This window comes from Spirosoma sp. KCTC 42546 (assembly GCF_006965485.1).
Classification (GTDB): domain Bacteria; phylum Bacteroidota; class Bacteroidia; order Cytophagales; family Spirosomataceae; genus Spirosoma.
In genome coordinates this window covers 5,906,892-5,931,830 of sequence record NZ_CP041360.1, presented here as the reverse complement: position 1 = coordinate 5,931,830, position 24,939 = coordinate 5,906,892, and the positions used below count along the sequence as shown (strand labels likewise).

At 45.3% G+C, this 24,939-nt stretch carries 26 protein-coding genes; 18 read left to right on the top strand and 8 right to left on the bottom strand.

Annotated features, from left to right (window positions below):
- Window positions 1-10 precede the first annotated feature (10 nt).
- Window positions 11-1,102, top strand: coding sequence for a response regulator (locus tag EXU85_RS24525; RefSeq protein WP_142774615.1), 1,092 nt, complete (start codon window positions 11-13; stop codon window positions 1,100-1,102).
- A gap of 805 nt (window positions 1,103-1,907) precedes the next feature.
- Entirely contained in the window at window positions 1,908-2,234 is a 327-nt protein-coding gene (locus tag EXU85_RS24520; RefSeq protein ID WP_142774614.1) for a hypothetical protein, read from the top strand.
- 638 nt (window positions 2,235-2,872) lie between these two features.
- On the opposite strand, the gene EXU85_RS24515 is transcribed toward EXU85_RS24520, so the two are convergent.
- A complete protein-coding gene (locus EXU85_RS24515; RefSeq protein ID WP_142774613.1) occupies window positions 2,873-3,310 on the bottom strand; it encodes a response regulator in 438 nt (145 codons plus the stop codon).
- Between the two features lie 957 nt (window positions 3,311-4,267).
- Window positions 4,268-4,810: a hypothetical protein gene (locus EXU85_RS24510; protein ID WP_142774612.1), complete on the bottom strand. Its 543-nt coding sequence runs from the start codon at window positions 4,808-4,810 to the stop codon at window positions 4,268-4,270.
- A gap of 233 nt (window positions 4,811-5,043) precedes the next feature.
- Between EXU85_RS24510 and EXU85_RS24505 the strand changes: the two genes are divergently transcribed.
- The 6 genes from EXU85_RS24505 to EXU85_RS24480 all read left to right on the top strand — a co-directional run bounded on the left by EXU85_RS24505 (window position 5,044) and on the right by EXU85_RS24480 (window position 9,305).
- The gene (locus EXU85_RS24505; RefSeq protein ID WP_142774611.1) at window positions 5,044-5,211 is read left to right on the top strand and encodes a lmo0937 family membrane protein; all 168 of its coding nucleotides are present in this window, start codon (window positions 5,044-5,046) and stop codon (window positions 5,209-5,211) included.
- Between the two features lie 579 nt (window positions 5,212-5,790).
- Window positions 5,791-6,063 carry a hypothetical protein gene (locus EXU85_RS24500; protein WP_142774610.1) on the top strand — a complete coding sequence of 91 codons (273 nt, stop codon included), beginning with the start codon at window positions 5,791-5,793 and terminating at the stop codon, window positions 6,061-6,063.
- Window positions 6,064-6,284: 221 nt separating this feature from the next.
- On the top strand, window positions 6,285-6,698 hold the full coding sequence (locus EXU85_RS24495) for a LytTR family DNA-binding domain-containing protein (protein WP_142774609.1): 414 nt from the start codon (window positions 6,285-6,287) through the stop codon (window positions 6,696-6,698).
- A complete protein-coding gene (locus tag EXU85_RS24490) occupies window positions 6,695-7,045 on the top strand; it encodes a hypothetical protein (RefSeq protein ID WP_142774608.1) in 351 nt (116 codons plus the stop codon). The genes EXU85_RS24495 and EXU85_RS24490 overlap by 4 nt, the downstream gene beginning before the upstream one ends.
- Before the next feature lie 202 nt (window positions 7,046-7,247).
- The gene (locus EXU85_RS24485) at window positions 7,248-8,732 is read left to right on the top strand and encodes a capsule assembly Wzi family protein (protein ID WP_142774607.1); all 1,485 of its coding nucleotides are present in this window, start codon (window positions 7,248-7,250) and stop codon (window positions 8,730-8,732) included.
- A gap of 366 nt (window positions 8,733-9,098) precedes the next feature.
- Window positions 9,099-9,305, top strand: a complete 207-nt coding sequence (locus EXU85_RS24480) for a hypothetical protein (protein WP_142774606.1) — start codon at window positions 9,099-9,101, stop codon at window positions 9,303-9,305.
- A 577-nt stretch (window positions 9,306-9,882) separates the two neighbouring features.
- Here EXU85_RS24480 and EXU85_RS24475 read toward each other — a convergent pair.
- Together EXU85_RS24475 and EXU85_RS24470 are read right to left on the bottom strand one after the other, a co-directional pair.
- Window positions 9,883-10,332: a CHRD domain-containing protein gene (locus tag EXU85_RS24475; protein WP_142774605.1), complete on the bottom strand. Its 450-nt coding sequence runs from the start codon at window positions 10,330-10,332 to the stop codon at window positions 9,883-9,885.
- Between the two features lie 292 nt (window positions 10,333-10,624).
- Window positions 10,625-11,029 (bottom strand): response regulator, encoded by a 405-nt coding sequence (locus EXU85_RS24470; RefSeq protein WP_142774604.1) that lies wholly within the window; start codon window positions 11,027-11,029, stop codon window positions 10,625-10,627.
- A gap of 212 nt (window positions 11,030-11,241) precedes the next feature.
- On the opposite strand from EXU85_RS24470, the gene EXU85_RS24465 reads away from it, so the two are divergent.
- The 5 genes from EXU85_RS24465 (at window position 11,242) to EXU85_RS24440 (ending at window position 18,224) form a co-directional block, all read left to right on the top strand.
- Window positions 11,242-11,661: a response regulator gene (locus tag EXU85_RS24465; protein WP_142774603.1), complete on the top strand. Its 420-nt coding sequence runs from the start codon at window positions 11,242-11,244 to the stop codon at window positions 11,659-11,661.
- Window positions 11,662-12,039: 378 nt separating this feature from the next.
- Window positions 12,040-14,886, top strand: a complete 2,847-nt coding sequence (locus tag EXU85_RS24460; protein WP_142774602.1) for a PAS domain S-box protein — start codon at window positions 12,040-12,042, stop codon at window positions 14,884-14,886.
- 1,168 nt (window positions 14,887-16,054) lie between these two features.
- On the top strand, window positions 16,055-16,609 hold the full coding sequence (locus EXU85_RS24450) for an RNA polymerase sigma factor (protein WP_142774600.1): 555 nt from the start codon (window positions 16,055-16,057) through the stop codon (window positions 16,607-16,609).
- 1,043 nt (window positions 16,610-17,652) lie between these two features.
- The gene (locus EXU85_RS24445) at window positions 17,653-17,979 is read left to right on the top strand and encodes a hypothetical protein (protein ID WP_142774599.1); all 327 of its coding nucleotides are present in this window, start codon (window positions 17,653-17,655) and stop codon (window positions 17,977-17,979) included.
- A gap of 5 nt (window positions 17,980-17,984) precedes the next feature.
- Window positions 17,985-18,224, top strand: a complete 240-nt coding sequence (locus EXU85_RS24440) for a hypothetical protein (protein ID WP_142774598.1) — start codon at window positions 17,985-17,987, stop codon at window positions 18,222-18,224.
- 33 nt (window positions 18,225-18,257) lie between these two features.
- On the opposite strand, the gene EXU85_RS24435 is transcribed toward EXU85_RS24440, so the two are convergent.
- Complete coding sequence (locus tag EXU85_RS24435) at window positions 18,258-18,815, bottom strand: RNA polymerase sigma factor (RefSeq protein ID WP_142774597.1); 558 nt, start codon at window positions 18,813-18,815, stop codon at window positions 18,258-18,260.
- A 458-nt stretch (window positions 18,816-19,273) separates the two neighbouring features.
- Here EXU85_RS24435 and EXU85_RS24430 point away from each other — a divergent pair, with 458 nt between their 5' ends.
- From EXU85_RS24430 to EXU85_RS36025, 3 genes are all read left to right on the top strand, one after another.
- On the top strand, window positions 19,274-20,359 hold the full coding sequence (locus EXU85_RS24430) for a hypothetical protein (RefSeq protein WP_142774596.1): 1,086 nt from the start codon (window positions 19,274-19,276) through the stop codon (window positions 20,357-20,359).
- Window positions 20,360-21,019: 660 nt separating this feature from the next.
- The gene (locus tag EXU85_RS24425; RefSeq protein WP_142774595.1) at window positions 21,020-21,463 is read left to right on the top strand and encodes a hypothetical protein; all 444 of its coding nucleotides are present in this window, start codon (window positions 21,020-21,022) and stop codon (window positions 21,461-21,463) included.
- Between the two features lie 44 nt (window positions 21,464-21,507).
- The gene (locus EXU85_RS36025) at window positions 21,508-21,630 is read left to right on the top strand and encodes a hypothetical protein (RefSeq protein ID WP_256366002.1); all 123 of its coding nucleotides are present in this window, start codon (window positions 21,508-21,510) and stop codon (window positions 21,628-21,630) included.
- A gap of 64 nt (window positions 21,631-21,694) precedes the next feature.
- Here EXU85_RS36025 and EXU85_RS24420 read toward each other — a convergent pair whose 3' ends face one another.
- The 3 genes from EXU85_RS24420 to EXU85_RS24410 all read right to left on the bottom strand — a co-directional run bounded on the left by EXU85_RS24420 (window position 21,695) and on the right by EXU85_RS24410 (window position 23,337).
- Window positions 21,695-22,129, bottom strand: a complete 435-nt coding sequence (locus EXU85_RS24420) for a response regulator (protein ID WP_142774594.1) — start codon at window positions 22,127-22,129, stop codon at window positions 21,695-21,697.
- A gap of 134 nt (window positions 22,130-22,263) precedes the next feature.
- Window positions 22,264-22,695 carry a response regulator gene (locus EXU85_RS24415; RefSeq protein ID WP_142774593.1) on the bottom strand — a complete coding sequence of 144 codons (432 nt, stop codon included), beginning with the start codon at window positions 22,693-22,695 and terminating at the stop codon, window positions 22,264-22,266.
- 339 nt (window positions 22,696-23,034) lie between these two features.
- Window positions 23,035-23,337 (bottom strand): hypothetical protein, encoded by a 303-nt coding sequence (locus EXU85_RS24410; RefSeq protein WP_142774592.1) that lies wholly within the window; start codon window positions 23,335-23,337, stop codon window positions 23,035-23,037.
- Between the two features lie 83 nt (window positions 23,338-23,420).
- Here EXU85_RS24410 and EXU85_RS24405 point away from each other — a divergent pair, with 83 nt between their 5' ends.
- Both EXU85_RS24405 and EXU85_RS24400 read left to right on the top strand, forming a co-directional pair.
- Complete coding sequence (locus tag EXU85_RS24405) at window positions 23,421-23,690, top strand: hypothetical protein (protein ID WP_142774591.1); 270 nt, start codon at window positions 23,421-23,423, stop codon at window positions 23,688-23,690.
- Window positions 23,691-24,548: 858 nt separating this feature from the next.
- Complete coding sequence (locus EXU85_RS24400; RefSeq protein WP_142774590.1) at window positions 24,549-24,872, top strand: hypothetical protein; 324 nt, start codon at window positions 24,549-24,551, stop codon at window positions 24,870-24,872.
- Window positions 24,873-24,939: the final 67 nt, after the last annotated feature.

The window sequence follows — 24,939 nt, the reverse complement described above, 5'->3', positions numbered from 1 at the left end:
ATCAACGCCTATGGCTACGAAAATATTAATTATTGAAGATGAAACCCTGATCCGGGAAAATGTAGCCGAGTTAGTAAGGTTGAATGGTTACCACGTTGTAACCGCTTCTACAGGCCGGGAAGGCCTCATTCAGGCAATGCTGCACCGCCCTGATCTGATCTTGTGTGACATCCGAATGCCAGAGATGGATGGGTATCAAGTGCTAGAAGCCGTTCGCGATTACCGATCCTTAAAAACAGTTCCCTTTATTTTTCTAACGGCCAAAGCAGAAGAATCAGATATTCGCCGAGGAATGGTTCTAGGGGCAGATGATTATCTGACCAAACCATTCACCCTGAGTGGGCTGTTAACGGCCATCGCCGGCCGCCTTCAGCGGGAGGCTCTGCGGGAAACCGATTTGCAAGGACGCCTAGCTGAACTTCGCCGTTCGATCAATAGTTTGTCAAGTCATGAATACAACACGCCCCTAAGCTGCATTATTGGATTTACTACCTTATTGCTAGATAGTTACGACGAATTTAGTCGGGAAGATAGCCTTGAGATGCTGACCATGATCAAAGCGTCCAGCCTACGCTTAAAGCGATCAATAGATAACCCTCGGTTACTGGAGGAGTTGCAACAAATAGATAGGGTACCCTCTTCTTATACGACTGGTAGTACTATGTTTGATAAAGAGCTGGTAAACAAAGCCATAGGCCGTATAAACGATCGACAGGAGCTAGACGTAACTTGTCATCTTGATCTGGAAAGCGCTCAGATTAGCCTTTCGGAGACTAGCCTGGGAGTCATCCTTGAAGAGCTTCTTGACAATGCCTTCAAGTTTTCAGATGGATCTCATCCGGTTAAGCTAAGTGGTCGCCGGGGAGAAATAAACTATCAGTTGACGATTTCGAACCATGGGCGGGTATTTAAACCCGAGGATATTATCCGGATTGCTCCTTATAGGCAATTCGACCGTGACATTTATGAACAGCAAGGATTGGGTCTGGGCTTGGCAATCGTCCAAAAACTGTTGACTTTAACAAAGGGCTCAATGGTAATAGAAAGTCAGCCAACTGGCGAAACGTCCATACTGGTCATTTTTCGGCGCGAATTGTTGTAATTAATATCTAAACGGGTTGGATATGTAGCATGCCTGTGATCAATGCCCACTCAGATACCAGGCTTACCATTACCTGACTCTCCAAGCCACGGGCCTCATTGTTGGGGTTACAGGCAAGTATTCAGCTATTGAAAGGTTTTCTATTCAGGCCGCTTCAAGTTCGGGGTGGCTTTGATTTTGCTTGTTGCCTAACTCCAAAGAGTTATGGAAGCAAGTTTACGATACGGTGTGTTTTGTATTCAAGCCACTTCGAATCGAGGTGGTGCTGATTTGTTCTAGCTGAATAGTAAGGTTTAGAGTAGATTGAAAGCAAGCCTTATCCTCTCGCTAGGAAGGACCGCCACCGATCTGTTTAATTTAATACGCATGTGGCTACAAAGAGGCCTGACTGGATTATTAGGTAAACGTGGATGAGACGGTCGGCCGTTGCCGTGGAGAAACTGTCGGGGTATGATTAGCGGTCGAATGTGTCGCAGAATGTGCAGACGATGATTGAAGCCAAAGCTGTCATAACGAGCAGTTGATTTTATATACCTAAAACTTTAGCGGCTTATGACTTACTTAAAACGCCAGTCACAAAGCCAGCGTTTTATATTCAGAACGAAACTGGCATAAATAGTGGTAGCGTGTATGAATCAGCGTTACTTTGATCTCCTTAGTTTACCGCTGATCCAAAGGTGTAAATAACAGACAAACAGTGCCTTACCGTTTAAAAAATTTATGCCATTTTCTCTGGGGAGGGGCATTCACATACCATCCATTGGCAAGGTTTTAGCTCCTTTTTTAGGTAAAAAACCACCATACCATGTACTTAACCAAAAACATCCATCTCCTTCAGGAGTACATCAAGACATTTTTTGCAACCCAAGTCGTCTTCCCCGGTATTCTGCCTCGCCAATGGGGGACACCCTTTAGTCAATCGGAGTTGAGTGCCATCCATTTTGGGCTAAAATTTATCCTCGATAAAGCCCATCCTCTTCAGGATCGGTCAATGATTTTAGCTTACGATCAAATCCAGGAAACAGAATCGCTTGACTTGCATTGGTTTCTTAGCGACTACTGGCGTGAACTGGCCATCCTCTTAAAGCTTTATCCTTCCTTGGGTGAAAGCTATCTAGCCAATAATAATTAATATCAATATGCCACAAAAAAACGCTGACCCCAAATGAATCAACGTTTCTAATGTTCACCCTCCCTACGAGTGAAGTATTACAAATGACCCCTATCGGTCAGACTTTTAGCACTTACGGGTAACTTTTTGGAGAAAGTACCTTTTTGACGTGGAGTTTCAAAAAAGTAACGGCAGGGTTGAATACTTTACACTTACTGCCTGTTGACTTACAATCGGTGGCGGATCAGTTGTAGCCGCCGAATGCTTGAGTTGTTGCTATCCTGAGCAGTGGCCACGGCCAGCTTCACACAGTTGAGCAGGTTGGAGGTACGCGCCCGGGGGAATTAACAAACGGTGGGACAGGCAGGTGTCGAAACAATAAATAAGTCACCAGTTCGCGAAAGCTCAGGTGCAACCTGATACAAAAGAAGACTGTCAAAGTAAGCAGTCTTTTAGGTAATACCCTAAGAATTAACCCTCGATGACCTAAGGGTCTCGGTGACAAACATGCCTCTTCGCCTTTATATAGGGCCATTAAAGGTAGCTGAATACCCAAATCCAATATGTGAAAGCCCTCATTTAATGAACAAAAACCTTTAAACCTCTATTGCTGGTATTTGCACGTTTGAAAGTCAAGTACCCAGAAAGTAGGCTGACGATCAAGAAATGGGGTTATCAAAACTGTTAGGGGCTGCGCATCGAAGCCAATACTCCATGATGACGGTGATGGTTTTTTCCAGTTCCTGCATGCTAGTCTGTTTAATAAAAAAGCCTTGGACCGATAAACTGTAGGCCTCAATGACCATTTGTTGGGTGGCTGCCGTGGAAAAAAACAGATACGGGATGCATCGGAGTTGGAGTTGCGCATCGACATGGATTTTTTGCCGTAAAGCAAACCCATCCAACTTGGGCATGTTGATGTCAGACAAGATTAGAAAGGGCGTCTCAAGGCTCGTTTCTAAAAAATCTAAGGCTTGCTGGCCGTCTGGGAAGTAAATGACTTTATTAGGATAGGCCAATTTTTGGAAAACTAAGTCTATCAACATCTGGTCATCGTCATCATCTTCGATGACCAGAATCGGTCCTTTTTTATTCATAAACCCACACTTGCCCAATCAATTGAGTGTAAAGCTCACTGATCGGATAACAACAACCGGTTGTCACGGCTTCGTCAACGAGTTGTAGTCCCACCTTGAGCAACTGGGCGAATAAGCTGAACGCTTTCAGGAAGTGGTAAGCCTATCTAACCAACTATACAATATCTTATTTGTTGCAAGTCAAGTCTAGTAGGTCGTCAATTACCCACAATTCGATCCTGATGTATGCCTTTCTCGTAAAAATTAATACGTACTTTACTAATTAAAGTACGTATTAATTTTTACGAGAAAGGCATACCAACGTTGTATTTTTCCAAAGCGGCCTATGCTATTGCATTAGATATACTCTTCATTATCTTCTCATCTCATTATCTTCTCGTCATTTACCCGATAACCAGAAAAAATAACTGAACTCATGCCAAAAGTCTTTAGGGAAATTGCTATAAAAAAACACTGACCTCAAGAGAAGTCAGCGTTAAGATCTACCGTAAGGATTGCATATATATTGTGCAATCGCACAACTTAGACGACAACTCAGGGAATACATCACAAAAAACGCTGATTCTGATGGGGTCAGCGTTAAAGCATTCTATCCACACCATACATATACCCTAGAGCATATGTTAATGAAGAAGCAACCTAGCCTTTTAAGGAAGAATATACAAGTCACATTACTTACCGGTTGTTATTGATAGGACAAGTACGTTCTGAGAGTCTAACTTTACTGGAAACCAAACCAGGACGCACATTATTGCAAAGCAAGATAATACCCAACACGGGCAGTGGAGCAATAGGCCTACAAGATGCAAACCAGTCTTTTGGATGTTATAAAAAAGGCTTGCCCAGGAATAGCAAACAGAGTCAAAGCAACCTACTTAAAGTTGCTTTGACTCTGTTGAAAAACCATTTATTTAGCTTACAATGAAGTCGAACCTCTACTCATTTTCAAGCTTGGGATCAATGAAAACCCTGCTGGGTTAAATATACTCTATCCGCTTCATCCCGAGGATGCACCCCAACAACAATACCCCCACTTTTTAGGCCCGATTCATACGCTTTGGCCGTTTCTTCTGGAATACCTGAATTGACTAAAGCCCCGATTAAGCCACCCGCTAAACCACCTGCACCTGCACCCGCCAGCCCAGCTGCCAGCGGCCCCGCAATCAGTAAACCCAAGCCTGGCAAAGCCAATGTCGTCCCGATGGCGGCAATGGCGGCTGCCACGGCACCCACTGTCCCCCCAATCGCCGACCCTTTGCCGACCCCTTCCAGCGCTTTATCGGTTAAAGCTGAATCGTCCGAATCGCTTGCATCAAAATGCTGTTTTCGGGTTTCATCCGTCATGACAATATTGACATCATCTGTCGAAAAACCATGTGACAAAAGCGAGTCATAAGCCGTTTCGGCCGCTTCACGATTGGTGAAAATAGCCGTCATCAGGGTTGATGATCCGGTAGTCGATGTGCTGTTTAGGCTGGTGTTGTCTGGTTGACTGATCATGAGATTTCTTGGTTTTGTTGTGTAAACCCGCTAAAAAAGCCTAGCCGGTTACAAACAAACCTAAGCTAGATCGCTATGTTCAAACAATCTGAGGTAACGGTAAGGGCTAGGAAAATGGGGAGCTATTTTCGGAGACTATGAGCTTTTACCGTTGGATTAGATTTCGTAACATACTCATAACTAAAAAGTTTTACTTGAAAATCAATTAAGTTTCACCCCTAAACGCTAAACGAATGGGCAATCTTCTGTATACAATCGCCGTGGTATTGATCATCATCTGGCTCTTAGGTTTTTTAGGGGTTTTGGGCGCAGGCATTGCAGCTAGTGGCCTTATTCACATTCTATTAGTGATTGCCGTAATTGCCATTATCTTTCGATTGATTCAAGGCCGAAGTGTCTAATTAGTTCCCCTAATTTTTACGCCAAAAGAGGAAATTTGTTTTTAAAATGGGTTTGCTCTTTTGGCCTAACTTCTTACTGTAAAAGACCTAGTTGTTGACTGGTAATTACGGGCAAATTGGCCATCCCATTCCGTCAACGTCAGATCAGTCGATTTCGCAGATGATTCACCACCCTATTTCTCTTTAGCACGTTAGCCTCTGCTTGATGAACTAGATACACTGGTCAATTGGTGACAAAATCAGGTGATCTATGTCCGTGAAATCTCCATGAACAAACGAACGGATTAGCTCCCCTAGAACGGTCGATAGTTACTGTAAAGAAGTCGATAGTTACTGTAAAGAATCAGACGAAGTATAAATATTATCGAATGTGCTACAGCGTGCGCAACGAGTGATTGAGGTAGGTATTTATATTATGTAATTGCACTAGATTCTTTCTGCATATTGTATACTTTAAACATTTTTTAGACTAGCCCGTTTAACATCCTATCAACCAGAAATGGCTTTTAGTCCTTCCCTGGCTTCAATCCTTCACCACGTGTAAACTAGGTATAATTGTCAAATTTAAACTCAACTCCAATGAATCGTTTTCGTGGTGTTTTCAGAAGGTCCGCCCTGGCTTTAGGACAGACCTCTCCCTCGATCCAGGATCGACAGAAAAGCGCTCAGCCATTGGCTTTCTCCGGACAGCCTACCCTCGCACTAAACTCAATTGGCAACCTGCCACGCGCCCAGGCGCATTCCTCTCCCCAGCACGCGCATAGCGGCTCGTTTTCTCAGGCTTCTACTAGTCTGACTCTCTATTCTCCACGTCGGCTTAAACGCTTGATCGATTACCCCACCTCGTCGTAGGGATTACTCCTTTTCGTTTATAACCTGTTACCAGGAAAAATCATCCGTCAACCGACGCGTTGATCGTCTCTCCGTGCGTCAATCTCGGTCAACTGGTTTTTCCGGCCGATAGGTTACCTTCCCTTTCTTGCCCCAACGGTAGTCAATCGACTCGTTTGAGGCTAGCTAGGGCTATATGTGCGGCTTTTCCAATTCCAAGATCACTACCTAATAATAAGTTCATGAATCAGTCTGTCAATTCATCAGCGGGCTCCATCAAGCTCCCTGGCCAGGACCGACCTCTAGCCCTAAAAGCCATTGTTCGCCTGCAAGGGTTTGGTAATTATACCTGGGTATACCTTAGTACACAACCCAGGCCCATGCTGGTCGCGCTGACCCTTAAATGGTTTGAGGCTCAACTGCCCGGCTTTGTGCGGGTGCATAAATCCGAGCTAATTAATCCTGCTTTCATTCGGGCTCTGGTATTTGATGATGCCCTGCAATCAACCGTTTGTCTGCTCGGCGAGTATAAAGCAAAGGTGTCCCGTAGACGCCTGGAACAAGTGGTGGCTAAACTCAATCGGCTCGCTAGCCCCAAGAGGAAGGGGCCAGCTTACACGCTTCCTAAATCAACTCTTATTCCCGAATTAGTATGAGACAGCCCATCGTAAAGCGAAGCCTGATTCTGGTGGCCCTGGTAGGTGGGGCGGCCTATGGCTGGGTAGTACTGGACTGGTTTTGGGATATGAAAACCGGCCGCTATGATAGCGATCCGTTAGAGGCCGTTTGTCAGATAGTTGTTGTTGTGGCCTACTGCTATCTGGCTTATCAGTTTATTACGAGCCGGTTAAAGCGAAGTATCCCCTTACTGAACCAACCAGGTGTCGCCAAGGCGAAGGGTAAATCCTTTCCTATTCATTGGACCAAAAAGGAGGCAACTGGATCGACTGTATCCCAGTGGCCAACGGGTAATCCAGCCCCTGTACAGCCCCGCAAGGCCTAAAAACATATTGAAGCTGGTCGCTTCCCTATACCGGGATGGGTAGCGATCAGCTCGGGGCATTGATGTTGTCTATATCAACCGTATGGGATTCCCCGAATGAGGTTTTCCACATCCTCCTATGGCGGGCCTCTATTCAGGCACTTTCCTTCCTCAACAATAAAGCGCACACGAACTTATTTGTATCCCGGCGATAGCCGATAGTATGACCAACGTTAAGCTTTGTATTCCGTTCGCGAGTAGCCTGTTGGCGGTTTATTCGGCCCTTGCACAGCCTACCCACCCAGTCCAATATCAAACCGAAGTGGGCTTTTACGGAACGAGCATTCCGTTCTGGCTACGCGCCAATCAGTATGGTATTGTACCCAGCCAGGGACCCTCCGTGACCTTGCGTCAAGGCTTCAGTAGGGCATATCGTAGTGTAACCAGAAACAACGACAGTCTTCCAGCCCACAAGCGACGGATTGACTGGGGCTGGGGAGTGGAAGGCGTTTTGAATGCGGGCGCTAGCTATAAACTACTCCTTCCCGTTGCCTACGTAAAGGTCAAGTTTGGCAAAAACCTGGAAGTGTGGGCGGGCCGACGACGGGAAATCATTGGATTGGTGGACTCAACCCTTTCGTCGGGCTCCTACGCCTGGTCGGGCAACGCCTTGCCCATGACTAAGCTCCAGATTGGCTTGCCAGACTACGTACCCGGAAATGCCCTGTTTGGCATTAAAGGATTCTATGCCCATGGCTGGTTTGAAAATGATCGATTAGTCAATCATGTACTGCTCCATCAAAAAGCGCTCTATGGCCGATTGGGAAAGCCAAACTGGCGGTTTAAGCTCTACACCGGCATGAATCATGAAGTCATGTGGAGCGGTACGACGAACCAGTTAGCGGGTAAGTCGGTGATCAAGAATGATCAATTGCCCAACCAATTCAGTGACTATATCAATGTCGTATTGGCCCGGCCATTGGGCGACCGGACGGATCTGGACACCAGTCGGATCAGTACGTTTGATCATGAGAATCGGATTGGCAATCATCTGGGAACCGTTGATCTGGCGCTTGAATACACAGCCCGCTCGTTTTCGGTGTTTGCCTACCGGCAAAATATATACGAAGATGGCTCTCTATTTCACCTGACCAATCTGGCGGATGGACTAAATGGGCTGCGGATTCGCAACCGTCGCCCCCGCAATCCCAACGGCTTACAGATTCAGGATGTTCTGCTGGAATATGTATATACCCAAAGCCAGGGCGGCAGCTTATTTCTGGAAAATGACGCACAGCGGGGCCGGGATAATTACTTCAATCATTCGCAATATCAGGACGGCTGGTCGCGCTACGGCTTAACGCTTGGCACCCCGTTTATTAGCCCAACCACTGACAGCCGTGCTGAATTACCCCGGTACGGTTTTACTAACAACAACCGGGTGGCGGTAATGCATCTGGGGCTATCGGGGCTGATCATGGATTATTTTCGGTTCTATCTGAAGGCTTCCTATAGTGAGAATATAGGTACCTATGAAGTGCCGTTTTTAAATCCTGTTTATCAATTTTCTGGTCTACTATCGATCTCCTCACCAGTCCGACACTTAAAAGGAACCACGGCCACGGCTTCTCTAGCGACCGACCAGGGTGAGCTGTACGAGAATCGAATGGGCTTTTATGTGGGCTTTCGCAAAGAAGGCCTGTTTTGACCTCCTAGTCCTTGAAACAGTCCTTGCAAAGCCAGGCAAGATACTCCCTACGGCTTAGGTTTTTGCCTGGTTTTTAGGTGTGCTAAAACACTAAAAAAGGCTACCCACAATGCGGATAGCCTTTCTGAATCAAATAACTATTTTACTCAATGGTGGATAAGCAACCAAACTGGCCGGTGGCCTTAGGTCAAGTTTCCATATTGAATAAGACAAAATAAGAAAACGTTGATCAACCTACCAATAGCTACCTGGATTAACGCACGGCTTGGCAAAGCCCCCTTTAACTTTCTACTGGATTGACGGTCTATATCGCAGTCACACCATAATGTTAATAATTCACATAAAACCTCACCCACTAGGGGCACTATGAAATATTCATTCGTTCTATTTCTGTTAGGGTTAGGCGCTTTGCTTGGCTTCGCTGGCTACTGCTATGCCCTGATTGATTGGGTGCAGGATTATCGAACAGGAGTTTATCATCGGGAGCCTTTTGAAGCCTGTTGTGAAACCTCAGCCCTGGTTGTTTATACCGTTCTTGGCCTTCGTTTTACGAGCAGAAAACTTAATAGCTGATGTAGAAACTGATCAGATAGGTTTCCAGTCATCTCTTATGTAAAGGAGCAACTTCATCCAATCAAACTAATTTTGTAGACTATACAACAAACCCTGTTCATGTGTAAGCCTAAGCCGCCAGCCGATTCGCCTATTGCGCAACTGATGCTGGCAGCAGATAAATAAATACGCTTGCCCCCTGGATCAGGAGCCGAAGTGATTACCCAGCAGTTCGAAGAGTTCCGTGAATTACTCTGGACTGTAATTGAAGTGTCTCCTGATCCTGATCCCTTTACCCAAACCTGAAACCTGATCAACCTCTACGCAAAGGTCGACCTTCTGGATTTTCAGCAAGGTAATGACAGCAGGCTTTTCAGAATAAAGTAAGAGAAGCAATTCGGTTGCTACCCTGATGGTTTATACAGGCAATACTTTGAGATACCAAATTCATCCTTTCTCACTTTCCCGCTTTTTTACTAAGTCGGTACAGCTCGTGGGAAGGATAAATAATGGCCTAAAAGCAACCTAAAAAGGATATAGCTAAGCCATTAAGTAGTACAGATGATAAATAACAAGTCTTCTTGACACCAATAACACCCTATTGCTTTATGACCTCTCCGCGAATTTCGCCAGCTGGATAAGATAGCGTGTGCACATCAACATAGTAAAAGCCTGCTACCAGACTGTCAACCTGATTCTGACTCAGCGGAAATGTGGTTCTATTGACACTACCCGATGTGTTATTCGGCGTTGGAATAATAATATCAACCAGACCCGTACCGGTTACCCCCGTAGCTTTATGCAGGTGAGCCACTACGGATGGCGTAGACAAATCTGAATAGGAAAGGGTGTAGGCTAACTCCCTGGTTGTCAAATCAAGGTTAGCCGTAAATAAACCAGTCGCCGTCGAAGTGGTCGGTAATGGCTTTACCGATTTGCCATCGAGCGTAGCTTTCAGGGTAACGGATAGATCTCGGTGATCCTGACAGGACAAAAGAGGTAGGCCTAAAGCGAGTGTAGCGGATAGAATCGTGTATTTAAGGATCATAAAGGATTGGGATTGAGCTTATGTATTCCTTGAAAATCCTGAGCTTTACAAATTAACCTACTGTATTTTGAATCATCAAGCAAAGAGAATTATTTATTTGCCCTTAAAAACAGTATAAAGTAATAGAAGTTAGGCATTTAGGTCGCTTTGCTGTTTCAAACGGTAGCAGCCGACCGGAGAATTTATCACTTGTATTATAGTTTACAGTCCCGCTCCAGCGTACAAGCTGTTGCGCCAGGCCGCTGGAGCGGTTAGATCAAAACTTTAAGCAATCGCAAACGACAAAGCCGAGTTAGATTAACTCCCAGTTGCTGCTCAATTCCTGCGCCATTTCACGTAACTGCTCATACGTAAGAGGCTTAGTCAAAAACTGATTTGCCCCCAGGGATAAACAACGCTGACGATCATCTTCATCGGATGAAGTTGTTAACATGACCACAGGTAGTTGGGCATAAGCAGGTATACTCCTCAATTCCTTCAGCGTTTCAAAACCGTTTTTCAGCGGCATATTAATGTCTAGTAGCAGTAAGCGGGGTAACTCAACACATTCAGCCAGCCTAGGTAGCAGATCGACCCCATCACTTAACGACAGGACACTAATCGAAGGCTCCCCATCCAGGAAAGCATAGCGAATGAAAAGTTGATCATCTTCGTCGTCGTCAATAATCCAAACGGTGGGTGGTATTGATAAGGCCATGATGTGATAAGCTACGGATAGATACAATGTTACCGGATTGACAATCAATAAACAAGCACTGACATAGGGGTAAGTTAGTGTTTAACTCCATTATAATCAGTTTAAAACTATTCTTAATAATAGCTGTTAATAAGTTCATGTCTAACTAATGTTTTTACGAGTTTGGCTTTTGGGCGAGTCCTATCTTTTGTCAGTTTCCTACTCAACTACTTATGCAGTATACTATTTTAGTAGTCGATGATGACGACGATGACTTTATGCTATTATCCAGTTTAATCAAGCAGTGCCATCAAGATGTAACCCTACACTATGCTCAGAATGGACTGGAGGCAACCCAAAAGCTGATAAATGGCTTACACCCTAACTTAATTCTAGTTGATGTACAGATGCCTTTAATGGATGGGTATGAACTAGTCGTTTGGTTAATGGATTCTGCCTCCTGGAGGCATATACCGATTGTGATCTGGACCGGTGAAATCTCAGAGCGTGAAGTGACGCGATATTATCGGGCGGGGGTTAATTCGCTACTTTTAAAACAAACGGCTTTAGAGGATATAGATGCTTTCTGTACCTATTGGTTAAAACTAGTTCAGCTCCCCCAACTTATCTGGCAAGATAATATACACGAATAATCCTCCTTTTACGGCTGTTTGTTACTCTAAAAATAGGCTCTAATCACAAGGATATGCTATTTTGATTAGGTTGGTTAAGAAAGCATTGGCGTCATAGCAGTATACGCAGGAAAGGCTTGATTGGTTTTTATCCAGTTAAAATTTTCCTCTTATTCTACTCTCTCACTATCCGCCAAACCGTAGTCCTCAATCCCAAACCTCCGCATAACTGCCTAATCCACGGTATTTTCATCAACAAATAAAGCCCAGAATCAACCGGGTCTTATTATTACGTTGAAGTAGTACTGAGTTATTTGGCGACCGAGTAGATTTACCTGTATAATCCGTTAGTATCCAGACAAACTATCAATTAGTACTTCTCCCTTGACGTAAAGACGTGTGGCAAACGACAAGAACCTGGTTAAGAAACAAACTACTTTAGGAAGAGTCGGGAAGCGTAAGCTGCGGCCAATAGAAAAACACCTCGCTACAGCCTTTAGCCAGGCACCCCTAGGCCTGGTAATTTCTCAGATAAACGGAACAGTTATCCACGTTAACAACGCATACGGGCATCTAACGGGTTACTCACTAAATGAGCTGATCAACAACCGGTTTGAGTTCGTGATTCACCCGGATGATCAGAGGTACTATGAGCATCACCTGAGTGAATTAATAAGGAGTAGACCGGGTTCACCAGTTATCCACCTACGTTGCCTCCATAAACAAGGCCATCAGATATGGGTCAAACTTCATACAACGATCCTTGAGCCCGAAACAGACCAAATCCAAAGCCTATTTTCGATCGTTGAGGAAGTTACCCAAGAGGTAACCCAACGAGATGAACAGCAAAAATTAGTAGCGCTGGTTGACAATGGACTCGACTTTATGACCATCGCTGATTGGGAGGGACGGGTCACCTATATGAATGAGGCTGGTCGGAGGCTGGTCGGCTTGGATAACGCTAGGCTGGTTGATAAAAAGATAGCGGATTTCTATACTCCCGAACACTACCGCCAGATCCAGGAACTGGCCCTGCCAACCCTGCTGAGTCAGGGACACTGGACAGGCCGGGTAGAGGTAAGGCATTTTATAACCGGCGAAACAATTCCCTGTCAGGCAAGCGCTATTCGGATCGATGATCCTCATTCGGGAAAGCCAATCGGAAGAGGGTTCACCCTACGGGACTTACGCGCCGAGCTAGCGGCCCAGGAAATGCAACGAAAATTGCTGACGCTGGTCGATAACAGCATTGAGCTGATGTCTATTTTGGAAATGGATGGCAAAAATTCCTATATCAACAAGGCAGGAATAGCCATGCTGGGTTTTGATAATGCCCAGCAAGTTCAACAAACTCCTATATCCCAGCTTCATGCGCCTGAACATTTTGACCTGGTTGAACGACAGGTGCTGCCGTCGGTAATGAATACTGGGCGCTGGTCGGGGGAAATGCTGGTTCGCCATCTAAAAACGGGCGAGATCTTCCCCGTGTTTAATAATACCATTCGCATCGACGATCCCCATGATGGACAGCCCATAGCCGTAGGTGCTGTCATGCGGGATAGAAGGCCGGAACTGCTTGCTCAACGGGCGCTGGAAGAAAGTGAGTTGTTCTCCCGGAATGTGTTTCATCATTCACCAGTGGCTAAGGTGGTTTTTGTAGGGGAGGAGATGGTCGTCCGCACCGTCAATGAAAAGATGCTGACTTTGCTGGGAACAGCTACCTCGATCATTGGAAAGCCTTTCAAGGAAGCGATGCCTACCTTACTGGCTAGTTCTTTTGCCCAGCCACTAGATCAAGTATTTACCACCGGAGAAACTAATTACCAACCCGAAGTTAGAATCCAGCTGGGCGGGTCAGCCCAAGCGGAATGGGGGTATTATGATTGCATTTACAAAGCGTTACGCAATACGGCCGGTGAAACCTATGGGGTAATTGTGACGGCCTCCGAAGTAACGGGGCAAGTACTGGCCCGCCAAAAAGTGGAAGAAACCGAAGCGGCCCTACAGGAAGCCATTGAACTGGCTCAGTTAGGGACTTGGCAAATTGAGCTGGCAACGGGTTCCATTGAGTATTCCCCCCGGCTCAGGGCCTGGTATGGGTTGGATTCGGATGAACCGTTAACCCAACCGAAATCAGTAGCAGCTATTCGCCCAACGGACTTACCTCGGATTCAACAAGCACTTTCCAAAGCCATGATACCGGGTTCTTCAGGCCTCTATGATATCGAATATACGGTGGACGCTGATCTGACAGGCCAGGAGCGGATCTTACGGGCCAAGGGCAAAGCCTACTTTACTGCCGAAGGCATTGCCTATCGACTCAGTGGGACCGTACAGGATATTACCGAGCAACGCAATGTCCAATTAGCCTTAGAGCAGCAGGTGCAACAACGCACGGAGGAACTGGAAGCGATCAATGAAGAACTGGCCGCCAATAATGAGGAACTTATCGCTGCCAGTGAAGACGTCATGCGGGCCAATCAACGGCTTGAAGAAGCCAATCACCTGTTGATCCGTTCCAATCAAAACCTCGAACAGTTTGCCTACATTGCTTCCCATGATTTACAGGAACCCTTACGCAAGGTTCAACAGTTTGGTGATTTGTTAATCAACCGGTACGGTAGTGAGTTAGGAGAGGGGCGATCTCATCTGGAACGGATGCAGGTGGCGGCCAGCCGGATGTCCCGCTTAATCAAAGATCTGTTGGCCTTTTCCCGTATTTCAACCCAACCCGCCCCTACCGATCCGGTCGCTCTTAGTCAGGTTATTCTTAACGCACTCGATAATTTAGCGGTAGCCATCAAGGAAGCTAAGGCGGAAATTATAGTGGCCGAATTACCGATGGTGCCGGGTGATGCTCTACAACTAGAGCAATTGTTTCAAAATCTGATCAGTAATGCGCTCAAATTTAGTCGTACCGATAACTTGGACCGTAACCAGCCTCCTCGCATCATCGTGCGGACTCATCAGGTATTGGCTTCGGACTTACCGGCTTTACTGAAGCCGACAAGATTGGCCCGAATTTACCAGTGTATTGAGGTTATGGATAACGGCATCGGTTTTGACGAGAAATACAGGGATCGCATTTTTCAAGTGTTCCAGCGGCTACATGGCAAGAATGAATTTGCCGGGACGGGAATTGGGCTAGCCATTTGTCAAAAAGTGGTAACAAATCATGGCGGAGCTATCACGGCCACCAGTAAGCCAGGACAAGGGGCTACCTTCAGTGTCTACTTGCCGATATAGCCTATTTTTGCAACCTTCTGGAAGCAGTAGTGAGAAAATAAGCTGAGCCACAGGCTTGTATATAGAAAGCTTAGAGTTCCTGCCAAGCTGGGTAAGATGATGGTGGTATTGCCAGTAGGAACGGATAATGTAACCTGAATAACCCGATATGCTGTAGTGGCATAGACGCAGGGTAATGCGGCCGGGTCGCCATTGGGATGCCGATTGCGAATGTCACGGTCGAAGCTTGAGCAGCTGAGCAAGCGTAAAACACCTAATTGGGGGACTGATCAACCAGTAGCAGAAAAGCACGCTGATTCAATCGAGTTAGGTATCTAGTGTGAGTGGCTAGCTTTTTGTGAAAGCACTGATTAGGCTCAGCTGTAAAGGGGTCAAAATTATCTATGTCTTGATTGAGTAGTTGTACCTCTGTCTGCATTTTCATCAGCAACGCCTCAAATGTCTCTTGGGAGTATTTCGAGGGGCACTCTCCGACGCTGGGCTGGTGGTGCAGACAGGCTAACACTTTATGATAGTTGCTAGTAAATGTGGCTAGCGATTCGGCCCAATGGGCGATCAGTGTTTGGCTTTTTACTGGCTTGGCGTGGAGTCGGTGGCTCTGGAAGGAGTTAGTATCCATAGATGGTAAAGGGTAAAAATTAGTATAGGGTAGCCCTCAACTGGTAAAATGGGGCTTGACGTTTGCTACCAATAGGAGCTTTTCAAGCCTATCCCTGGATACGGAAGTATTAGCAGAAAGGTTGCGTCGAAGAACAAGGGAGTCACTGACAGCAACTATCGACCAGAAGATTAGCTAGTTAAAGGATGATTGTACTAAAGGCCCTTCAATAAATAGTAGCTGAGGTTGACCGCTATTAACCAAAAGTATAGTGGAAATGGAAGTATGAATACTCATATTCCTTAGACGGTAAGAATCTCAAAAAGTAACGATAAGCAGGGGTTATATGCCCGGTGCGCACCTTAAGTGGACTGGATTGGCCAGGGCTTCTTGTGATTAAGTAATTCTACGGATCGAGCTAAAACTCGCCCTGACTCGTAAGCCTAACTTTGTATACCGCCTAGTAGATTAATTGTGTCTTAAGTACTCGATTATTGTCTAAAGTATATTATAAACGCCTCTCTATTTAATCATACATGAAAGCTTAAACTTATAACGTTTCTTTTATTCATGTACGCTTCCTTATCCGACGAAGAAACTATTCGTCAATTATTGCCTAGTCAACCCAATCAATGCTTCGAAGCCCTCTATTCCCGATACGTGAAAAAGGTCTATCAGCGGTGCCTATCAATGACCAAAGATGCTGAACAGGCGGAGGATTTTACACAGGATATTTTCCTGAAAGTATTCAACAAACTGGATGCCTTTCAAGAACGGTCTAGTTTTTCGACCTGGCTCTATTCAATTTCGTATAATTACTGTGCTGATCAACTCCGTATGGCCAAGCGATTGCCCACCACTACCTGGGAAGAAGCCGGCATTGACCACAATACTGCTGATGAGGAGGAAACTCAGTTGCATGAGGAAACCCTCCAAGTCGTTCAGCAAGCCATGACTACTCTTTCGGTCGAGGAGAGAACGTTCCTGCGCCTGAAGTACGAGGACGGCATGAGTATTGACGAACTTGCTCAGTTGTATGATCTCAAGCCTAGTGCGGTCAAGATGCGGCTCAAGAGGAGCCGGGAAAAGGTAAAAAGTTTATGTGTTCAACAGTGTGTAAGTTGACCGCTTACTAGTCTCATTCCCAGCGAGTAAGAGTGGCTTATTAGCCCATAATGGCTATTAGAGGTGAGCTAGCTTCTTCAACTTAGTAAAAAAGTTGCTGATATCTATCAGTTTGGGTGGTCAGAAAAGTCAGTTGATTCACCTGTTGGCCAAATTAACTTTGTCAAACTTATCCGGTCTTCTTTGCGAGCCTAACGGGTTGAGAAAATGATGGGTGAAATATTGATCGGCTTGGCATGGATAAGGACTCCTGTGCCATTGGGATACTATTGATTCTAAAGACCTTCCTCGACAATATACACTCTTGGTAACGGGTAAATGAACTGTATATGACCTTAAGCAGCTCCAAAAGATACCTCTATAATTGCTCCCTGTTGACCCTGCCAATTCTGATCTGGAATATCATCTTAGCCAACAAATTACCGGAAGCTTTTCAAGCGGAAGTGTTTTGGCACAACATCCCTTTGGTTTTAGTGTACGCTGAAAATACATCAAGGATGGGTGTGTTTATTATGGCGATACTGATGCCTTTGGGCATCGAAAGGCCTGCACAGAAACAAGGCCTTTGGGTATATCTTTCAGGAACCTTGATCTACTTCATGTCCTGGCTAGTTCTGATTTTTTTCCCTCATAGCGTCTGGAGTACTAGCTTGCCAGGATTTGTGGCTCCAGCTTACACGCCATTGGTGTGGCTAACTGGAATTGGCCTAATCGGCGATCCATTCTACGTTAACTTGCTGTATCACCGCTGGTATTTCATTGGGCTCTCTATTATTTTTTTAGCTTGCCATAATTTACATACTTGTATCATCTATTATAGACTACATTAATAAGAAGTAAGCCCTGGATTTCAGTTACACACTTAGTACTTATTCCTTTAACTGGGTATTAAGTTAAGCCTGCTCTAACTTAATGAATAAGTCAGTCATGATGAAAAACGGGCAGGTCTAATTCAGCTTAAACCCAAGACTCCTAAGATATCTAATCTTCTGCAATCCACATAGAAAAGTAGCTTCTCCATTTTTCTATTTCCAGTCAAGCCTATGGATAATCAAACCGTTAAGCAGGATTTATACCAAGCCATCCATGAATTTGTTCAGCTGGAACCAACGGCCGATAATGAAACCATCACCACTTTATTTACAACCATAAAGGTCTTTGCCGATGAATTACCGGTTTATCCTGCCCCGCAGACACAGCCTGAGGTAGAAGCTTACAATTTGGCACACGGGCAAAGTGAAGCGGACTTACTTTATTTCTCGCCTGCTGAGACGAGTAGCAACTCATCTATTGATGAACGGAAGATAATCTTAGAACGATTGCAGATCAGGGCAACGGAAATCGAAAGCCTCCTGCGAGCCGATGCCTAAAACTCATGGCTCACTCACCCCGTAAAGGCTCCATCCAGCTTCAGGCTAGTTCCTCGACCCAACTGGTTGAACAGTTGCAAGCCATGAGTCACCCCCCAAAAAACCTGTCTTTATCGGCATTTATGATCCACTTTGCCACTCAGTTGATGAATAAGCGGGGCGAATTGATCCGAACTGATACCCCGGATCATTTTATTGATGATTTGATTAGGGCGAGCTATATAAGAATCAGTCCTGAGAAGTAGGCCGTCGAGTACTCACTTTTTACCTGTTCAGCATCAGTCGCTAGTAAGCTTAGCATACAGCAGCTGTATTCGCTTTCGACTTCGCCTCAGTCGCATCTTGACCGCACTGGGCTTGAGGGCGTATAAAGTGGTAAGCTCACTAATGGTCAAACCCTCATTATATTTTAAACGAAGCAAAGTTCGCTCCTCAACCGAAAGCCGTCCCAACGCCTGTCGGACTACCTGAAGCGTTTCTTCATGCAGATCAGTTTCTGATGTATCCGCCCGGTCATGGGTAGGGTTTTCTGGTAACCAATTCGTGGTGGGTAATCGTTTGGCTAATCGAATCTGGTCAGCGCAATAGTTGTATGTAATCGAGTAAAGCCAGGTGGACAAGGAGGAGCGATTTTGAAAGGAAGCAAACTTTTCAAAGGCTTTGATAAAAATGTCCTGGGTATAATCCTGGGCCATGTCCGCATCCTTAGTCATACTCAGGCATTTTCGATAGACTTTACTGGCGTATTGAGTGTAGAGGGATTCAAAGGTGTTAGGTGGTGAGCTAAAGCCATGCCGACTCAGCAGCTGGTCAGCTGTTAAGGAAGTGCGTTTCATGAAGAGCTATTTTATGGGTTAGATACTGATAATGGTTACATAACCAGGCTGGATGTATAAATAGTTTACTAGATGTTATACCAAATAGTGTTTATACAATTAGTGTCTATACTTGTGGTTAATCTAAAATATAACCTACCGAATAATAAATTGGCCTATTTGTAGTGGTAAGTAAAGTATATACCCTATTTAATTAATAGCGCTTTATTTCAAGTGCTTGGAGAGCCTACGTGAAATTTATTAGACGGTAGGGCTAATAATCCCCCTAGGATTGAGTTGTCTAGCCAGCTTGGGGCTAAGGCCAGGTTGCCTGAAATTGGCTCAAACCCGCGACTTATCGATTCATTTCCGCCTTCTATTCACTACTGGCTTAAGGGTAGCTGCGAAAGAAGTTGCTTTGTCAACTAGATAGGAACAGCTTAAAACGGTGAAGAGTGTGTCTATCGAAGAAAAATACTATGCAACTACTTGGATTCATTTTCTTTATCCTCACGGCCATCTTCTACGTAGGTCTGGCTATACTGAATATGTCCAAGCCCACCCTGAATGGCAATGATGCTATGGGATATGGCTTGGCATTGCTGTTTTTAACGATTGGCTTTGCCATCTCCAGCTTGCTGCTCACGATCCTGATTCGCTCTAAAGGTAGTTTTGATTGGGTAGCCCAAGAAGCAGCCACTCGTACGGCAGTGGTATTGCTGGCTTGGCTGATGATAGCCCTAACGATCTTTTTTTGTACGATTTTCAAATGGGAATGGCGAGCCGAATCCCTGTATCCGCCCTTTTTGCACTGGATAGCCCTCACCCAGGGCCAGCTATGGATACCCTTACCCTGGCTGATAGCGTGTTTACTCTCTCTGAACCCAGGCTGGCAAACAACCCTTTCGCTGCCCCTGATTACCATTCCCTTTTGGGTTGGATTGAGTATGAGTGCCGTTTTTAGTAGTGGGTTATTAGTCGGTTATGTGCGGGAGGCTGACCAGAGGGCACAGGCCGAAGTGGCCCGCCAAATCGACCAGCAGACCCAGCAGCACCAACTAAATTTAAACGAGATAGCTGCTTACAAACCCCAGGACTCCCTAGTCGGACTATTAGTGTTTACGACTCGTTACCATGAGGAGGATGTGCGTCAGGCTGCTCTAGCCAAAATCAAAGCTCATCCTGACTGGGAAGCCAAACTCCTGGCCTTGTTGGCTAATCAGTACTACTACCAGGAAGTGTATTCCTTTTTAGGTAGTAATCGGGTCGATCATCCCGCAATGTTTGCCCAGCCACTAAATTTGAGCATTGATAGGCTATCGGTCAGCATACAAACAGGTATTGACGACAGCAACAACCTCCAGGACTGGACATTTGACTCGTATGGAATCGGTCATCTACTAAGAGCCATTGACGATCAGTTTCAGCAACAGGGCGTTGATTATTATCCGGGTGTACTCAGACTACAGCAGGCCCTGAACACCCCACCTCCCGAACGATTTAAAGGCATCCGCTTCACGGTGAGCGCCGAAGTAGATCGGTGGCTGGTTGCCCACAAGAAATAGGGCCTTGGTATCCTATATCTCTGATTTTTACGTAGTAGTCTTGCTAGAACTGAGCACTACAGTTAGCTCAGGCTAAGCTAATGAATCGACTTATAAGCAAGAAAAGTATAGCTGCTGATTCAGATTAAACATGAGGCTGCCGAGGTGTTCGAAAATTTACAAGTTGGTTAGATTTAACGACATAGACTACTAACTATTCGCAAGATTCTCTCCCAGTAACGAAGAACTGAATGCCATGTATTTGAAGTGGATAGAACCCCTCTATGCTGTTAGGAGACTCCTGTTACTAGTGGTGCAATTCCCAGTGCGCATATTTATAAGAAAGCAGAAAACACGAATTACAACTATAAGAGTAGCCTTCATAGAGTGGGTTTTGAAAATCTAGCCCTTTTAGAGTTGGGACCTTTGGTTGCGAAAAGAGGTTTGAAGACACATATTTTGGCCTTACTATCCCATTTAATAAGGCCCCATAGTCTAACTGCTGCCGAAGCAGGATCTCCAAAGTCCAATCATATATTTATCTGATTGATCTAATCGAATTAATCGGATAGTATTGTAGGCGCACAGAAGGCAGGTTACCCCTCAACAATCGACAGTAATTTATCATCTGATGTACGCTCCCAATCTATCCATACTTAACACGACTTCAGTACCTATCCCATGGCTGTCCTACTACGATTAACAGTCTATATTATTTTCGTTAGTGCTGCAACCAATAGCGACTTGTCTGCCCAGGATTCGACTCGCCACTGGCACAGACCAAACGGCATAAAAACGAATTTGCTGGCACCTGTGTCCCTCTTTTTTGAGCGGGCGCTCACCGAGCGGTTTGCCCTTCAGGGAAGTATCCGTTGGTTGAGCTATACCGAACGGCATCCTGTACACTTTGTCAATGTTGCCCTGGAAGCCCGATTTTATTTGAACGATGCCCATTGGCTGGCCAAACAAGCGCATCCGGCTGGTTTATATGTAAGCCCTTATCTAAAAGCCCGCTCGCTGAAGTATATCAATGAAATTGGTTGGGGTTTTAACAAAGTTGGTGATCTGGACGAGGTGATTATTCAGTCCATTGGGTTTGGGGAACGGTCGGCTATCAGTGGGTAGGCCGAAGCGGCTTTACGGGCGATCTATTCTTTGGACTTGGGTCTATGCCTGCCGGATTAAGCACCTACCAGCATACCATGCGCTACAGTACCGTCATTTCCACCAATGGCTTCGATTATCATCGCCTGGATTTGCGGGCAGGGGTTAGTCTGGGCTATTCGTTTTGAGCGTATGGCGAGGTATATGAAAACCCTCGTATCGATCTTAACATCAGGGTGGACAGGTTATTAACTAAGGTTGGGCAGTTGTCGGTAACAGGGTGGTATCATGCCAGTAGGATCGTAGACTTGACACATAATTCTTCCATTGCTGTAATTGGTCAGGCTTGCGGGTATAGGCTACTGCTCCTTTTTCATACGCCTGCTTTACGACAGGTTGCTCAAGCGTGGAGGTTAACATGACAATAGGGACCCGTCCTTTTAAGTGATCATTCAGTTGAGGGATCAAGTCTAGCCCATTAATCGAGTGGCCAAGGTCAATATCTAACAAAATCAATTGAGGAGGTTCTTCATAATGCTTATCTAAATAAGAAAGCGTTTCCTGGGCCGACCGCGCATTGACAAACGAGGCTTCAGGAAAAAGCTGATTAGCTAGTCTGGCTAATAACTCGCAGATGGGTGGCTCATCATCCACTACTAAGATTGTAAAGGGCTTTACGTCTGGCATACTAGATGACTATTGAAACAAGGTAGGACTTAACAGGCGAATTAACTAACTTGTTTTTGGCGTGAGGCTGGTAAAGGATGTGAAGTCAACTCTGTTTCTTTTGGGCAATTGATTTGGCAACGTTGATGAGCGTATTACCTGAAATAGAGTCTGGGAATCGTAGCTGTTTCAAACCAGTACAGCCGAAGCTGATCGACGTACGTTTTCCAATCATGATAGGTAAAAGGCTTGACGGTGAAAGCGGTAGCTCCGCGATTATAGGCTTCTAACGCTAAGGTTTTGGTTGAAGTAGCCGTCAGGATAATAATGGGGACTAGACAACCAATGGGATGATTGCGCATTAAGGTTAAAAATTCGAAACCGCTGGGTTCAGTCTGTAGGTGGATATCCAACAGGACAACATTTGGCCCAAGGCCATTCAAATTATCAAGGTATTTTACTGCATCGGCGAAGTGCCTAACATGGATGAACCTGGCTTCTGGAAATGATTTGATGGATACCCGCGTTAAAATGTCAGCTATTTCAGGATCATCATCGACAAGAAGAATGGTGAAGGTAGTAGGCATTGAACCAAGTCAGGGAGTCATGCGCAAATATACTTGTTTACCCATAAGTTGCTTAGTGTTCCCCAGCTGTTAATGTGGTTTTTCTTTCGGATAAGTGTCTACGTCAGTTTCTACATCGTTCAGCAACCAAAGCTATAGCCAAACCATCATTAGATGTTAGATTGAACGGTTGCTACCCTCCCTGTCTTCTCGGAAGCTGCCGGAATTTCTATATGCTTTATTGTTGAACAAATAAACTGCCAATTAACCACTGAAAGTTGCTCCGCTTAAAGTAGGCCCGCCAACCAAAAATTTATAAAGCGGCCTGACAATTACACCGACGTAAAACCCGAATTGGGATTAATCACAACCACATAAATAAGCCATCGTCGCTTTTCCTGGTCTAAGTGAATAGGTCGCTAATGTAGAGTTGACGGAATAACGGATCGTCAATAGGTTGCCATTGAGTGATACTTGACCGCTGATGGTGATTGGGATGCTAGCGAAACCGGCCCCAGTGAAGGTAAAATAGGTTCCTTGCGTAGAAAACGCGCGATTATTGTCCAGCTTGATTTCTGGAAGGATAATGTATTCACAGCAAAGACCCGTCAGCCGGTATGCTCCCTGACCACGTTCGTTTCCCAGCAACAATACAATAGCCATTCACTCAATTAGTGCCTACTAATTAATCAATGCCTTAATCAAGGTGGTTAGGGTATGCAGTGGTTTTAAATTGACTCAAGATTATGAAAAAGGGAATCATACTAGGCGCTTTACTAGTGAGCCTGGCCAGCTTTAGCGCTCAGGCACAATCAACAGCTTCCGGCAGTAGTAATACCGGAACGCCAACAACAGGATCCACCCCTGCCCAAAATGGCTCGACAGGCGCTACCGTTTCGGGTACCAAGACCGGCTCAGGCACCATGAGCCGGGGTGGATCGAAAAGCAGTAGTCGAAAAATGAAGAGTACAAGCAAAACCAGCAAGGCTAAGTCTTACTCCTCGACGGGTCGTTAATGACTTGCATGGGTTTGACGCCAATAAGCTAAAGGGTTGGTGTTTCCAATTTTGGAGCAAGGGTGCAAACGCTACAATTCAGAAAGCGGCCTAAATAATTGAGTAGTTAATTAAAAGAGGAAGGAATGGAAACACGCGTCCGTGTTGAATCAAGTTTTTTACGTGATATTTGCCAATAACTTATTTAAGTTACGGAAATTACCCAAACGCCTGACTCAATTGAGTGGGGCGTTTTTCTATAAATCAGTTACTCGACCGGCTTCATTGTCGCCGGACCAATTACTACCTGGTGGTCAACGTTCTGCCTAGTCTCCTTTGCTTTCACATCTTTAGGCCAGCCAGCCGATTGTTGTAGGGCTCGATGCTCTGCCGCTTAGCGAGCATAGTGAAGCCTCATTTGGAACTTCTAGTTCTTCATTTAGCAATGAGGAAGGAAGCACCTGACTTGTCAACGAACCCGTTAAGGTGTTTGCCTTTGCCAGGCGGCAAAGGCATTCGCTGGTTTATCAGGCGCTCCTTTACATATATGGGTAATTACCACTTAAGACTCAATTAGTTATAGATCGTTACCTCACCTCACAAAAAAAATGCTGGCCCCAGGAGAACCAGCGTTTATTTACCCATATATGTAGTCACAATATGCAAAAAGGCTTCCAATTGGCCTAGTTTTAACACCCAAAAACTCATCAAAATCAATTATATGGTAGCTGAGCCCCACTACGCCTGTTAAAGCAATAGAACGTTAACTAGTCTTTTAACTGGCCTCTTTTCAAGCTTTCATTAGGGAATGAGAATCCAGGTCTTGTTCCTGAACGTAGTTTATAGGGTCACTTCATCTCAACGTTACCACACCGATCTATGCCGCTAACTAGAGAGATTCTCCACCTCAATACGGCCATTCAGCAAATGACCCCTGCTAAAGGAATCGCCAGCCTGGAAAAAGCCTTTTCTCAACTCCAAGAGTTGCTGGACCGGCTCCGGCAGACCAACGAGCACAATCCTCGCTATTTGCTAGCCTGGAATCTAGTCACTTATTATGCTCCATCTGATCTGAAGACACTTCAAGAATCGTTTGCCAATTCACAACGGGTTGAGTTCTCTGCTCAGGCCATAGAAACGTATGAGATGGCATTTACCCATTTTATGGAGCAACTTGACTTAGCCATCTCGCTGCTAGTATGAACATAAAAAAGCCCGGCCGCAAATTGGGTTCCGGGCTTTAAAGTAGGCGTCAAACTTATTTGATTCT